General features: G+C 64.3%; 12 protein-coding genes. 6 read left to right on the top strand and 6 right to left on the bottom strand.

The window, feature by feature from the left end:
- Nucleotides 1-53 precede the first annotated feature (53 nt).
- Nucleotides 54-1,238, bottom strand: a complete 1,185-nt coding sequence (zapE, locus tag CIT37_RS02030) for a cell division protein ZapE (protein ID WP_028139221.1) — start codon at nucleotides 1,236-1,238, stop codon at nucleotides 54-56.
- Nucleotides 1,239-1,421: 183 nt separating this feature from the next.
- Between zapE and CIT37_RS02025 the strand changes: the two genes are divergently transcribed.
- Nucleotides 1,422-1,676, top strand: a complete 255-nt coding sequence (locus CIT37_RS02025) for a type II toxin-antitoxin system VapB family antitoxin (RefSeq protein ID WP_038949867.1) — start codon at nucleotides 1,422-1,424, stop codon at nucleotides 1,674-1,676.
- Entirely contained in the window at nucleotides 1,676-2,080 is a 405-nt protein-coding gene (locus CIT37_RS02020; RefSeq protein WP_028139223.1) for a type II toxin-antitoxin system VapC family toxin, read from the top strand. The genes CIT37_RS02025 and CIT37_RS02020 overlap by 1 nt, the downstream gene beginning before the upstream one ends.
- 533 nt (nucleotides 2,081-2,613) lie before the next feature.
- Here the strand turns inward: CIT37_RS02020 and thpR are convergent.
- Nucleotides 2,614-3,150, bottom strand: coding sequence for an RNA 2',3'-cyclic phosphodiesterase (gene thpR / locus CIT37_RS02015; RefSeq protein WP_028139224.1), 537 nt, complete (start codon nucleotides 3,148-3,150; stop codon nucleotides 2,614-2,616).
- 174 nt (nucleotides 3,151-3,324) lie between these two features.
- Complete coding sequence (locus tag CIT37_RS02010) at nucleotides 3,325-3,969, bottom strand: arylesterase (protein WP_038949866.1); 645 nt, start codon at nucleotides 3,967-3,969, stop codon at nucleotides 3,325-3,327.
- 55 nt (nucleotides 3,970-4,024) lie between these two features.
- On the opposite strand from CIT37_RS02010, the gene CIT37_RS02005 reads away from it, so the two are divergent.
- From CIT37_RS02005 to CIT37_RS01990, 4 genes are all read left to right on the top strand, one after another.
- The gene (locus CIT37_RS02005; RefSeq protein ID WP_028139226.1) at nucleotides 4,025-4,747 is read left to right on the top strand and encodes an ABC transporter ATP-binding protein; all 723 of its coding nucleotides are present in this window, start codon (nucleotides 4,025-4,027) and stop codon (nucleotides 4,745-4,747) included.
- Nucleotides 4,744-7,314, top strand: coding sequence for an ABC transporter permease (locus CIT37_RS02000; protein ID WP_095425483.1), 2,571 nt, complete (start codon nucleotides 4,744-4,746; stop codon nucleotides 7,312-7,314). The genes CIT37_RS02005 and CIT37_RS02000 overlap by 4 nt, the downstream gene beginning before the upstream one ends.
- Before the next feature lie 281 nt (nucleotides 7,315-7,595).
- Nucleotides 7,596-8,387: a Bax inhibitor-1/YccA family protein gene (locus CIT37_RS01995; RefSeq protein WP_028139228.1), complete on the top strand. Its 792-nt coding sequence runs from the start codon at nucleotides 7,596-7,598 to the stop codon at nucleotides 8,385-8,387.
- A gap of 216 nt (nucleotides 8,388-8,603) precedes the next feature.
- Nucleotides 8,604-9,134, top strand: a complete 531-nt coding sequence (locus CIT37_RS01990; RefSeq protein WP_028139229.1) for a GNAT family N-acetyltransferase — start codon at nucleotides 8,604-8,606, stop codon at nucleotides 9,132-9,134.
- A 111-nt stretch (nucleotides 9,135-9,245) separates the two neighbouring features.
- On the opposite strand, the gene CIT37_RS01985 is transcribed toward CIT37_RS01990, so the two are convergent.
- From CIT37_RS01985 to acnA, 3 genes are all read right to left on the bottom strand, one after another.
- On the bottom strand, nucleotides 9,246-9,614 hold the full coding sequence (locus CIT37_RS01985; RefSeq protein WP_028139230.1) for a DUF2794 domain-containing protein: 369 nt from the start codon (nucleotides 9,612-9,614) through the stop codon (nucleotides 9,246-9,248).
- A gap of 610 nt (nucleotides 9,615-10,224) precedes the next feature.
- Nucleotides 10,225-11,001: a DUF1223 domain-containing protein gene (locus CIT37_RS01980; RefSeq protein ID WP_028139231.1), complete on the bottom strand. Its 777-nt coding sequence runs from the start codon at nucleotides 10,999-11,001 to the stop codon at nucleotides 10,225-10,227.
- 235 nt (nucleotides 11,002-11,236) lie between these two features.
- Nucleotides 11,237-13,957 carry an aconitate hydratase AcnA gene (gene acnA, locus CIT37_RS01975; RefSeq protein WP_028139232.1) on the bottom strand — a complete coding sequence of 907 codons (2,721 nt, stop codon included), beginning with the start codon at nucleotides 13,955-13,957 and terminating at the stop codon, nucleotides 11,237-11,239.
- Nucleotides 13,958-14,004 lie beyond the last annotated feature (47 nt).

Genomic DNA, 14,004 nt, shown 5'->3' with positions numbered 1-14,004 from the left:
GCGACCTTCGTCGCGCCCCGGAATGACAGCGGTACCTTCGACAGGAATAGGACTTAAGTCTCCACCAGCCCCTTGGTGGAGCCGCTTGCGGTGGAATCCTTGCGGCCGTGAGCCAGCGCCAGATAGGATTCCGAGCTCATCTCGATCAGGCGCGACGCCGTCCGCTTGAACTCCATGGCCTCAACGCCCTCGTGGGCCAGGTAGAGCGAGATCGGGTTGGCGTCGGCCGAGGCCATCAGCTTCACGGCATTGTCATAGAGCGCGTCGATCAGCGTGATGAAGCGCTTGGCGGCGTTGCGCTGGGACTGGTCCATCACTGGAATATGGTCGACCAGGATGGTGTGATAGTCGTGCGCCAGCCTGAGGTAGTCCGATGCCCCCAGCGGCTTCTCGCAGAGATCGGCAAACGAGAACCGCGCCACGCCGTGGGCCGAGCATGGCACGTGCAGGATGCGGCCCTTGATCGAAATGTCGCGCGAGCGGCATTTGGCGCCGCCCGACATCCGCGACCAGGCGCGGTCGAGCGCCGCGTCCGCATCAGCGTCCGCTGGCGTCAGCCACATCGGCACGCCCTGAAGTTTTTCCAACCGGAAATCGGTGCGCGCATCGAGCCGCGCGACGTCCATGTGGTCGGTGATCTGCTTGATGAAGGGCAGGAACAGCGAGCGGTTCAGACCGCCCTTGTAGAGATCGTCAGGTGCGACGTTGGAGGTCGCGACCACGACGGTGCCGAGCTCGAACAACTTCGCGAACAGGCGTCCGAGGATCATCGCATCCGCGATGTCGGTGACGTGGAATTCGTCGAAGCAGAGCAGCCAGCTCTCCTCGAAGATCGCGTTCGCGGTCAGCGCGATGACGTCGCCGTCGGCGATCTCGCCGCGCGCGATGCTCTGGCGATAGTCGTAGATGCGCTCATGCACGTCCGCCATGAATTCGTGGAAATGCGCCCGCCGCTTGTGCTCGACCGAGGCATGCTGGAAGAACAGATCCATCAGCATGGTCTTGCCGCGGCCAACCTCGCCATGGATGTAGAGCCCGCGCGGCGCCTCATCCTTGTCACTGCTGAACAGGCGGGCAAGCAGGCCCTGCTTGCGCTGCGGTTTGTAGTCCGCGAGCCGCTGGTCCAGTGCGGCATAGGCTTCGGCGACTTCGGCTTGCGCAGCATCGGGCTCGATCGCGCCGGACGCGATCTGGGCCTGATAGGCTTCGCTGAAGGGGGAACTGGGGGTCGAGAGCATGGCCCTTTACCGCCAGAGACCGACGGAAATTGCAACCGCGTATTGGCGCAACGGCTTATGCGCGACCTCTTTCGCGGAAACCGGCCGGATGCCCCGGTGGGACGACAGCCGAGCGGGCCGTCAGAATCCAGCTTGCGGCGCCTTGAGGTAGAATATACCTATCTAGGAACCAAGGAGCCGAGCATGGCGCTGAGCATCAAGGACCCCGAAACCGAGCAACTGGCCCGGAGTCTGGCACAATTGACGGGGGAGAACATCACGACTGCGACCAAGCGCGCGATCGAGGAGCGATTGCGCCGGCTCAACGCTCAAACACACAAGGACGCGCTGCTTGAAGACCTTGCCGAGATCAGACGGCGCTGGAGCGAGATGCGCGTCCTGGACGACCGCAAGCCTGAAGAAATCCTCGGATACGACGATTATGGATTGCCCCGCTGATGGTGATCGACACATCCGCGATCGTGGCAATCGCGCTCGACGAAGACGATGCCGCGGATATGGAGCGACTGATCGTGGACGATCCGATCCGCCTGATTTCCGCGGCGACGGTGCTTGAAGCGACGATGGTGATCGAGACGCGGCTGGGCGATGCGGGCGGGCGCGAGTTCGATCTCTGGCTCGTCAAGATCGGCGCTGAGATCGTCGCGGTCGATGCCGTGCAAGCCGACGCGGCCCGGCGCGCCTGGCGGCGTTTCGGAAAAGGGCGTCACGCCGCGTCGCTCAATTACGGTGACTGCTTTTCTTATGCGCTGGCCATGACCCGTGGCGAACCACTGCTGTTCAAAGGCGAGGACTTTGCGAAGACCGACATCAACCGGTCGAGCGTGACGCCGCTGCGATAACGCGCCGAGGTGCGGGCCCCACTCACACAGTTCGTAGACGTCCTCGGCAAGAGCGGCCGGAAGAGACCCGCAGGGGCTTCATCCCGTATTTTTGTTGCGCGCCGAAAGCTCGGCCGTCGCCAGCCTCCGACGCAGCAGACGGCCATGCTCGACAACCAAACCCAATACCCGGCCCCATAGGCCCGGATGGGATTGAGGTTGCCAGCTTCGTTCATCATGACTTCCCGTTGAAGCAGGAACGATGCCGCGATGACGAGTGCAGCCAGGCCTGCACCGAAGAATCTCGCGTCAGAGATCCTGTCCGCGACTGCGAGACCAAACCATGCCGAAAAAAGGACGGGGTTGGCGAGCCAGGTCCAATTCGTGACGGACGCTAACAGGCCGAACGGCCCGGCGATCAAGATGTCGTATCCGCGCTGGCATGCAGGCGCGCAAAAAGCATCGAGGGAAAGGCACCAGAGGTACAGAGCAATACTGAGGCCCAGCGAGCCGTATCGCCAAAATTGATCGACCCGCACCGTTCGATTTTCCGCCTACTCACACAACTCGTAGGCATCCTCGACCACGTACGGGCCGCCGCCGGTCGATGCGCGCGAGGAGAACAGAACAAAACGCTCGGCCATGAACGCCTTGCTCGGGAAGTAGCCGCGCAGCGAGAGATAGTCGGCGACGTCGCGATCGCTGGCATCGTGCAGCCGGGCGAGCGTGACATGCGGGATGTATTTGCGTCCCTCGGGGTTGAGACCGATCCGCTGCATCATCCGTTCGAGCTCGGCCTGCAATTCCATCAGCGGCTTGCTCGGCGCGATCGTCGCAACGACTGCTCTCGGTTTGCGGCCGCCGAAGCTCATGAGCCCCTGCACTTTCACCTCGAACGGCTTGCGGTCGACGCGAAACAGCATCGATGCGATCTCGTTGGCGGACAGGCCGTCGATATCGCCGATGAAGCGCAGGGTGACGTGATAATTTTCGGGGTCGATCCAGCGGGCGCCGGGAAGGCCACCCCGCAAATTGGAAAGCGTCTGGCTGACTTCGGCCGGGATTTCCAGACCAGTGAACAAACGCGGCATCGTTTCGCACTCCCGATGCTTGGGCATGATCCGTGGGACAGACCATATCCAAATTTTAGAGCCGGTGACGAATCACCGGTACCCTGATTCCTATCGCAGTTGTGTGACTCTGCGAAGCATCGCGCGCCTCACCCCGGTAAAACCCTGGGTATGAGGGTTGGCGCTGCCCGCTTTTCAACGGCGTTGCTCAGTGATCGTGCCAAGGAATGCCTCCGCGGTGGGCATGATGTTGCCGACGATGATGTCGACGCCGGCCGCAGTCGGATGGATGCCGTCGGCCTGGTTGAGCTTGGCGTCGGCCGCAACGCCCTCGAGAAAGAACGGATAGAGCAGCACGTCGAATTTCTTCGCCAGATCCGGATAAATCGAATTGAAGCGCGCGGCATAATCGGCGCCGTAATTCGGCGGCGCCAGCATGCCGCACAGCATCACCGCGATCTTGCGCGCCTTCAGCCGCTGGACGATGTCGGTCAGTGCGGCCCGCGTCAAATCGGGATCGACGCCGCGCAGGGCGTCGTTGGCGCCGAGCTCGACGATGACGCCGTCGGTTCCCTCGGGGACCGACCAGTCGAGCCGGTCGCGGCCGCCCGAGGAGGTGTCGCCGGACACGCCGGCGTTGGTCATGTCGACGGCTATACCTTTGTCCTGCAAGGATTTTTTGAGCTTGGCCGGGAATGAATCCTGGGCCGGGAGGCCAAGGCCCGCACTCAAGGAATCGCCGAGGACCACGAGCTTGATCGGTTTGGCCGCCGGCTGAGCCTGCAACGACGGCGTTGTCGCGATCGTCATCAAACCGAGCATCAACACGGCTATGTGCATGAACAATCCGTAACGCCTCTCGACCGCGCCATCGGAGTTGCCATATGACCGGACCATGGACACTCGCATAGATTCCTCTTCGCTCGCCGCCGCCTCGGCGGACACCATCGCCATCTCCAACGTCAATCTCTCATTGGGTACGGGCGCGGCACGCGTTCACATCCTCAAGGATATCAGCTTGCGGGTCGCCTCGGGCGAGACGATCGGCCTGATCGGCCCGTCAGGCTCGGGCAAATCCACGCTGCTGATGGTGATGGCGGGGCTGGAGCGTCCTGATAGTGGAGAGGTGGTGGTATCGGGCACGCCTTTCAATGCCCTCGACGAGGACGCGCTGGCCCGCTTCCGCGGCCGCCAGGTCGGCATCGTCTTCCAGTCCTTTCATCTGATCCCGACCATGACGGCGCTGGAGAACGTCGCTGTGCCGCTGGAGCTCGCCGGCAATCCCGATGCCGCAACGCGCGCGGCGCAGGAGCTGCAATCGGTCGGGCTCGGCGACCGCCTGCATCACTATCCGACCCAGCTCTCCGGCGGCGAGCAGCAGCGCGTCGCGCTCGCCCGCGCGCTGGCACCGGATCCCGCCATCCTGGTCGCGGACGAGCCGACCGGCAATCTGGATGAGGCCACGGGAAAACAGATCGTGGACCTCCTGTTCAGCAAGCATGCCGAGCGCGGCATGACCCTGGTGCTGGTCACGCACGATTCCTCGCTCGCGCATCGCTGCGACCGCGTGATCCGCCTGCGTTCGGGCCGCATCGACACGCAGTCTGCGCCGGCATGAGCGCCTCGGCCGAACCGTTCGCGAAGCCAAACGGCGTCGCACTGTCGCTGCGTTACGCGCTGCGCGAATTGCGCGGCGGCCTGCGCGGTTTCTATGTCTTCATCGCCTGCATCGCGCTCGGCGTGATGGCGATCGCCGGCGTCGGCTCGGTGTCGGCGAGCCTCTCCGACGGCTTGGCCCGCGAGGGCCGCACGCTGCTCGGCGGCGACGTCTCCTTCGTGCTGTTCCAGCGCGAGGCGAAACCTGAAGAGGTCGCCTTCTTGCGCTCGCGCGGCACGGTCTCGACCGCCGCGACCTTGCGCGGCATGGCGCGCGCGGCCGATGGCCAGCTCGCACTGGTCGAGATGAAGGCGATCGACGACACCTATCCGATGCTGGGCCAGCTGACGCTGGCGCCACAGCTGGCGATGTCCGACCTGCTCGCAGAGCGCGACGGCGCGTTCGGCGCCGCCGCCGATCCGACACTGCTGGCGCGGCTCTCGCTCAAGACCGGCGACCGCGTCACCATTGGCTCCGCGAGCTTCCAGATCCGCTCGACCGTCGAAGCCGAGCCCGACAAGCTCGCCGGCGGCATCGGCTTCGGACCGCGCTTCCTGATCAGCGAGGCGGGCCTGCGCGCCACCGGCCTGATCCAGCCCGGCAGCCTGGTGCGCTGGGTCTACCGGGTGAAGTTGCCTGATACGGCGAACAACGAGCGCGCCACCGAAGCCTTCATCGCGGACGCGCGGAGCGCCGCGCCGCAGGCGGGCTGGGAGATCCGCAGCCGCTCCAACGCCTCGCCGCAGCTCGAACGCAACATCAACCGCTTCACGCAGTTCCTGACGCTGGTCGGCCTTGCCGCGCTGCTGATCGGCGGTGTCGGCGTCGCCAATGCCGTGAAGAGCCATATCGACCGCCGGCTCGAAGTGATCGCGGCCCTCAAGGCCGTGGGCGCCACCGGGCGCGACGTGTTCGGCATCTATCTCGCGCAGGTTCTCCTGCTCGCGGGCATCGGCTCGATCATCGGCCTTGCGCTCGGCGCCGCGATGCCGTTCGCGATCGTCGGCCTGTTCGGCAAGCTGCTGCCGCTGCCGGTGGTGCCGGCCGTGCATGCCGACGAACTCGCGCTGTCCTTCGTTTATGGCCTCCTGACCGCGCTCGCCTTCGGCCTGTGGCCGCTCGGGCGCGTCCACGACGTGCCGGTGGCCGCGCTGTTCCGCGACACCATCAGCTCGGAATGGCATCGGCCGCGCGCGGGCTATCTCGTGTTCATGGCCGTCGTGATCGCGCTGCTGATCGCGGTCGTGATCGGATTGTCGTTCGACAAGCGCATCGCGGCGGTGTTCGTGGCCTCCTCGGTCGTCGTGTTCGCCCTGCTGCGCGGCATCGCCGCCCTGCTGATGGCCATCGCGAGGCGGTTGCCGCGGACGCGGCTGCCGATGCTGCGGCTGGCGATCGCCAACATCCACCGCCCGGGCGCGCTGACGCCCTCGGTGGTGCTGTCGCTGGGGCTTGGGCTCGCCGTGCTCGTCACCATCACCCAGATCGACGGCAATCTGCGCCGGCAGTTCCTGGCAGCACTGCCGGACCGCGCGCCGTCCTTCTTCTTCATCGACATCCCGAGCACGCAGGCCGAGCAGTTCGACGGTTATCTGCGCCGGATCGCGCCGGGCGCAACGGTCGAAAACGTACCGATGCTGCGCGGGCGCATCGTCGCCGCGCGCGGCGTGCGCGCCGAGGAGCTCAAGCCGACCACCGATTCGGAGTGGGTGCTGCAGAGCGACCGCGGCCTGACCTATACCGGCGAGCTGCCGAAAGGCTCCAAGGTGGTCGAGGGCGAATGGTGGAGCGCCGATTATTCCGGCCCGCCGCTGGTCTCGATGGAAAAGAAGATCGCCGACGGGCTCGGCCTCAAGCTCGGCGACGAGGTCGTGGTCAATGTGCTTGGCCGCGACATCCCGGCCAAGATCGGCAATCTGCGCACCATCGACTGGCAGGGGATGGGCATCAACTTCGTTCTGGTGTTCTCGCCGAACGCCTTCAAGGGCGCCCCCCACACCCACATCGCGACGCTGACGGAAACGGGCGGAACTGCGGCAGGCGACGGCAAGATCATCAAGCAGGTCGCCGACGCTTATCCGATGGTGACGAGCGTACGCGTGCGCGAGGTGATGGAGACGGTCGGCTCTGTCGTGACCAATCTGGCGCTGGCGATCCGCGGTGCCAGCGCCGTGACCCTGATCTCGGCGATCCTGGTGCTCGGCGGCGCGCTCGCCGCCGGCCATCGCCACCGGGTCTACGATGCGGTGATCCTGAAGACGCTGGGCGCGACGCGGCTGCGGCTGCTCGGCGCCTATGCGCTCGAATACCTCCTGATCGGGCTCGCGACCGCGGTATTCGGCGTGATTTCCGGCAGCATCGCGGCCTGGATGATCGTGACGCGGCTGATGACGCTGAGTTTCGTCTGGCAGGCCGGCAGCGCGGCCGGCGTGGTCGCGGCCGCGCTCGTCGTCACCGTCGGGCTCGGGCTCGCGGGCACGCTGCTGGCGTTGAACAAAAAGCCCGCCACGGTGTTGCGGAATTTGTGACAAAATGTAGCGGATGGCCGCACGAGAGCGAAATCGCACGATTTCTGCGATTAACCACGACTGCTCGTCAGGTTCGCGTCAGGATTGCCGCCAAGGGCGACATTCAGCCGCGCGTGGAAGGTTGCAGCGAATGTGTTAGTTTCCCACATATCGAATGGGTTCGGAGCCCCGATTGTTAGCCAAAATTTAGTCGGTTGGCGTCGGTATCCGAGATAGAGTTTGACGAACCGGCGGCATGGCGACCCTCGTGCCGGACCGGACCAACCAACGGGAATTCGACCATGTCGGACCTAGACCGTAACTACGCTTCTCCTTTCGGCAGGGCCGCCGGGCGTGTTGACGCCGCGACGGTCGATGCCGGCCTGCGCGCCTATATGCTGCGCATCTACAACTACATGAGCATCGGCCTGGCCATCACTGGCCTTGCCGCGCTCGGCGTCTACATGGCTGCCGTGACCGATGTCCCGACCGCGGACGCGGTCCGCGTCGGCAAGCTGTTCCTGACGCCGTTCGGCTACGCGATGTTCGTCAGCCCGCTGAAATGGCTGTTCATGCTGGCGCCGCTCGCCATGGTGTTCGTGATCTCGGCGGGCATCAACCGTCTGGCTCCCTCGACCGCCCAGATCCTGTTCTGGGTGTTCGCGGCGCTGATGGGTATCTCGCTGTCGTCGATCTTCCTGGTGTTCACGCACACCTCGATCGTGCGGGTGTTCTTCATCACCGCGGCCACATTCGGTGCGCTGAGCCTCTATGGCTACACCACCAAGCGTGACCTGACCGGCATGGGCTCGTTCCTGTTCATGGGCCTGATCGGCATCATCATCGCGAGCCTGGTGAACCTGTTCCTGGCGAGCTCGATGCTGCAGTTCATCGTGTCGGTGGTCGGCGTGCTGGTGTTCGCAGGCCTCACCGCCTGGGATACCCAGCGGCTGAAGAACGACTACATCTACGGCTACGCCTCGGCCGGCGGGGACATCGCAGAGCGTGCGGCCATCACCGGCGCACTGTCGCTGTACCTGAACTTCATCAACCTGTTCACGCTGCTGCTGCAGCTCCTCGGCCAGCGCGACTAAGCGATAGACCAGGACGAACGGACACGAACCCCGGCCGAAAGGCCGGGGTTTTTGTTTGAGCCTTGGCCTCTCCTCGTCATTGCGAGCCCTTGCGACGGAGCAATCCAGAGTCCCTCCGCGGATGCATTTCTGGATTGCTTCGCTGCGCTCGCAATGACGGGTGTGGCAACACAGTTGCCCCTTTCAGCAGAAGCGGGAAGGCTTTAATCTTGCCCCATGTCCGAACCTGAAATCAGGCCTGCAACCGAGGCCGACCTTCCCGCCATCACCGCCATCTACCAGCAGGCCGTCCGCGAGGGCACCGCGACGTTCGAGCTGGAGCCGCCTGACCTCGTGGAGATGACTCGCCGCTATCGCGCGCTGGTCGACGGCGGCTATCCCTATTTTGTCGCCATCCTCGACGGCCGCGTGGCCGGCTATGCCTATGCCGGCGCCTACCGCCCGCGCCCGGCCTACCGCTTCACGGTCGAGAACTCGATCTATCTCGATCCCTCCTTCCACCGCCGCGGTGTCGGATCAAAGCTGCTGGAACGGCTGGTCGCCGAATGCGAGGCGCGCGGCTTCCGCCAGATGATCGCGGTGATCGGCGATTCCGCCAATGCCGGCTCGATCGGCGTGCACACCAGGGGCGGCTTCAAGATGATCGGCACGCATCCCAATGTCGGGCTGAAATTCGGACGCTGGCTCGATACGGTGATGATGCAGCGCGACCTCGGCGAGGGCGCGAAGACGGTGCCGGGGAAGTAGGCCTCGTAGGATGGGCAAAGCGTAAGCGTGCCCACCATCTCCCAGCGATAGAGACAGAACGTGGGCACGGCGCTGCGCGCCTTTGCCCACCCTACGGCACCGTTTGTGCGGCTATACCACCGCGAGCTTCCGATCGATCACCAGCAGCACGCGCTCCAGCTCGTGGCCGCGGCGCAGGATCAGGCCGGTCGCCGAGATCACGCTGTACATGCCCTGCTTGCGCGCCAGCCGCGGATCCTTCTCGATGCGGTAGATCGGCACTTCCGAGGCACGGCGATAGACCGAGAACACGGCGCGATCCCTCAGGAAGTCGATGGCATAATCGCGCCACTCGCCGTCGGCGACCATGCGGCCGTAGAGATTGAGAATACGGTGCAGCTCGAGCCGGTTGAACGTCACCCGGCTCAGTTGCGTCGTCGCCGCGGCGGGGCGCGCCGCCGCGCGCAGCTCGCTCGGATCGGTATCCTCCGACAGACTCATGGAGCGCTTCCTCATCGCACGGCATGACCCGAATCCGCGAAGACCGTCCCCGGAACCTGGATCATGACAGCTGCATGATTGCGCCAACCGGCCAGCGCCGCAAGGGGCTCCTGATTCAACCGGTCGAATCGGTTACGAATCGGAGCACACGCTATGGTGGAACTCCCTCGCGGCAAACCGTCACGGGATCGTTAGCAGGAATCATACTCTCGCCGCTTTTCCGCCTAGCGACTGCCGCCCTGCATTGCGAAAAGACTCACGTGCGTTGACCCGGTCCTTTCGGTTCCGGATTCCTCAGCCCCCAGCCCCCCGGGGTCGAACAGGATCGGGTCTGTACGCGCGACAAGGAGGGCCAACGCAAGTTGGTCCTTTTTTGTTTGTGTCGGGATGTTTCTGGCACGACGAAATTCTTCTCTCATCAGCGCCAACAATCTCATCCCTCATCCCGAGAGCCGCGCGTCCTTCGCGCGGCGTCTCGAAGGATCGAGGCCGAGCTGCGTGAGCGGGGCCTGCATGCTGACGGCGATGCGAAGCATCGTCCGGTAGACGCGCGCAAGGGCGCGCGCCTCACCATGAGAGTGGCAGTGAGTACGACGCTGGAGAATTGAAATCAGTGCAGCGACGTGTAGGCCGCGCCCAGCATCGTGCCGGGCTTGTCGCGGCTGCCGTCCTGGACATAGACCACCGCGCCGTCGACGCCGTCGCGTGTGAGGTTCTCGATCGGCACCGTCCAGCTTTCTGAACGCCCGGTCCAGTCGCCAACCTTGAGCAGGTTGCGCACCACGTTGTGATAGGTGACCTGCTGTCCGCGATTCTCGCCGCGAGTGATCGCGATCGGGACCGACTTGGCGATCGAGCAGATCCAGACCTCGCCATGCGAGACGGCCGGCTCGTTGCTCGCCGCCACCGACACGTTGATCTGCTTGCCCGCGAGCGACATCGTCACCGGCACGCTCATCACACCCGTGCCCTTGTCAGTCTTGCCGATCGCGCTCTCGATGCCGGCACGATCGCTGCCGATGACATGGGTGGAGCCGTTGACTACGACCTGCGGCGTGTAGACCTCGCGGTCGCCGCGCATGCGCGAATAAGCACGCTGCCGTGCAGAGAAGCGCGAATCCGCCAGCGTGTCCTTCCAGCCCAGATAGTCCCAATAGTCGATCGGCATGCTCAGCGCGATGATTGACGGGTCTTTGGAGAGATCGCCGATGATCTGGTCGGCGGGCGGGCAGGAGGAGCAGCCCTGCGAGGTAAACAATTCGACGACGGCGCGGGGATCGGCCTCCGCCGGACGGATGACGGCGACGATCGCACAGATGCCGAGAGCTCCCGACCAGAGGGCACCGGACCAACGTGAAACCAGATGAGAAGCCGTCATTGTTGTCATGTCGAACGCCGCACACCATTGCTCGTGGAAAGGGAGATCTTATCGCCGGATGGTCACCGTAGTCTTACGGGGCGCGACACACTCGACCGTCCAGGCCAACCGTCCGAAAGGAGGTTTTCCGCCGGGCGGGCCCATCTGGAGCATGCCGCAAACGCACGAAGGCGGCCTTGTGATAGGCCGCCTTCGTTTAACCTTCTACTCACGTCGCGGTGAGCCACCGTTCACAAATTCGCGCTTAGGCCGCGAGCTTGCGCAGCACGTAGTGCAGAATACCGCCGTTCCGGTAGTAGTCGAGCTCGTCCAGCGTATCGATGCGGCAGAGCAGCGAAACGCGCTGCAGCGAACCGTCGCCGGAGACGATCTCCGCGGTCAGCTTCTGGCGCGGCTTGAGGTCGCCGACCAGGCCACGCAACGTGACCTTCTCGTCGCCCTTGAGGCCGAGCGACGACCAGGAGGTGCCCTCCTCGAAGGTGAGCGGCAGCACGCCCATGCCGACCAGGTTGGAGCGATGGATGCGCTCGAAGCTCTGGCAGATCACGGCGCGCACACCGAGCAGGCGGGTGCCCTTGGCCGCCCAGTCGCGCGAGGAGCCATTGCCGTATTCGGCACCGGCGAACACCACCAGCGGCACCTGCTCCTGCTGGTACTTCATCGCGGCGTCGTAGATCGACATCTGCTCGCCGTCGGGCCAGTGCTTGGTGAGACCGCCCTCGGGGATGTTGCCGTCCGCGCCTTTGAGCATGAAGTTCTTGATGCGGATGTTGGCGAAGGTGCCGCGCATCATCACTTCATGGTTGCCGCGACGCGTGCCGTACTGGTTGAAGTCGGCGGGACGCACCTGGTGCTCGCTGAGATATTTTCCAGCCGGAGAGGTGAGCTTGATCGAACCGGCCGGCGAGATGTGGTCGGTGGTGATCTTGTCGCCGAACATGGCGAGGATGCGCGCCTCGACGATGTCGGTGACCGGCTCCGGCTCCTTCTTCATCCCGTCGAAATAAGGCGGGTTCTGCACGTAGGTCGAAGACATGTTCCAGCGATAGGTCTCGCTCTCGACGGTCTTGATCTTGCGCCAGTTGGTGTCGCCCTTGAACACGTCGGCGTACTTCTTCTTGAAGATCGACGCGGTCACGAACTTCTTCATGAAGGCGTTGATTTCCTTGGTCGTCGGCCAGATGTCCTTGAGGTACACCGGCTTGCCGTCCTTGCCCTCGCCGAGCGGCTCGACCGCGAGGTTCTTGGTGACGCTGCCCGCGAGCGCGTGGGCGACGACCAGCGGCGGCGAGGCCAGGTAGTTCGCCTGCACGTCCGGCGAGACACGGCCTTCGAAGTTGCGGTTGCCGGAGAGCACGGCCGCGGCGACGATGCCGTTGTCGTTGATCGACTTCGAGATCTCCTCAGGCAGCGGACCTGAATTGCCGATGCAGGTGGTGCAGCCGAAGCCGACCAGGTTGAAGCCGACCTTGTCGAGATCCTTCTGCAGACCGGAATCGGCCAGATAGCCGGCCACGACCTGGCTGCCCGGGGCGAGCGAGGTCTTCACCCACGGCTTGGCCTTGAGGCCCTTCGCAGCGGCGTTGCGCGCCAGGAGGCCCGCGCCGATCAGCACGCTCGGGTTCGAGGTGTTGGTGCAGGAGGTGATGGCGGCGATCACGACGTCGCCGTGGCCGATCTCGAAGTCCTTGCCTTCGACGGCGAAGCGCTTGCTGGGTTCCTCGGCCTTCTTGTACTCGGTGCCGAGCGCAAGCGAGAAGCCTTCGGCGACCGACGGCAGCGCGATGCGGCCTTCGGGACGCTTCGGACCGGCCATCGACGGCACGACGTCGGCGAGATCGAGCGTCAGCGTTTCCGTGAACACCGGATCGGCCGACTTGGCGGTGCGGAACAGCCCTTGCGCCTTGGCGTAGGCCTGCACCAGCGCGACGCGCGGCGCCGCACGGCCGGAGGTCTTGAGATAGTCGATCGCGGCGGCGTCGACCGGGAAGAAGCCGCAGGTCGCGCCGTATTCGGGCGCCATGTTGGCGATGGTCGCCTTGTCGGCGACCGAGAGATTGTCGAGGCCGGGGCCGAAGAACTCGACGAACTTGCCGACCACGCCGAGCTTGCGCAGCATCTGCGTCACGGTGAGCACGAGGTCGGTCGCGGTGACGCCCTCCTTCATCGCGCCCTTCAGCTTGAAGCCGACGACGTTGGGCAGCAGCATCGACAGCGGCTGGCCGAGCATGCAGGCTTCCGCCTCGATGCCGCCGACGCCCCAGCCGAGCACGGCGAGACCATTGACCATGGTGGTGTGGGAGTCGGTGCCGACCAGCGAATCGGGATAGGCGACCTCGAAGGTGCCGGTCTTCTTGCCGACCGTCATCTTCTCCTTCTTGGTCCAGACCGTCTGGGAGAGATATTCGAGATTGACCTGGTGGCAGATGCCGGTGCCGGGCGGCACGACGGAGAAGTTCGAGAACGCCTTCTGGCCCCACTTCAGGAACTCGTAGCGCTCCTGGTTCTGCTTGTATTCCTCGGCGACGTTCTTGCCGAAAGCCTTGTTGTCACCGAAGAAGTTCACGATCACGGAATGGTCGATGACGAGATCGACCGGAACCAGCGGATTGATCTTCTCGGCATCGCCGCCGAGCTTCTGCATCGCGTTGCGCATCGCGGCGAGGTCGACCACCGCGGGCACGCCGGTGAAGTCCTGCATCAGCACGCGCGCCGGGCGGAAGGCGATCTCATGCTCCAGCGACTTCTTGCGCAGCCATTTCGAGACCGCGACGATGTCCTCTTTCTTGACCGAGCGGCCGTCCTCGTTGCGCAGGAGGTTCTCGAGCAGGACCTTCATCGAATAGGGAAGTTTGGAAATTCCCTTCAGACCATTCTTCTCGGCCGTGGGCAGGCTGTAATAGACATAGGTCTTGGCGCCGACCTTGAGGGTCTTTTTGCATTTGAAGCTGTCGAGCGAGGTCATGTAGGAATCCCAATTGTTAGTTATACCCGGCAGGGTATTTTAACACC

The sequence above is a fragment of the Bradyrhizobium ottawaense genome (assembly GCF_002278135.3).
Taxonomy (GTDB): Bacteria; Pseudomonadota; Alphaproteobacteria; order Rhizobiales; family Xanthobacteraceae; genus Bradyrhizobium; species Bradyrhizobium ottawaense.
Note: the sequence above shows the minus strand (reverse complement) of the source record. Positions and strands in the feature narration are given on the sequence as shown.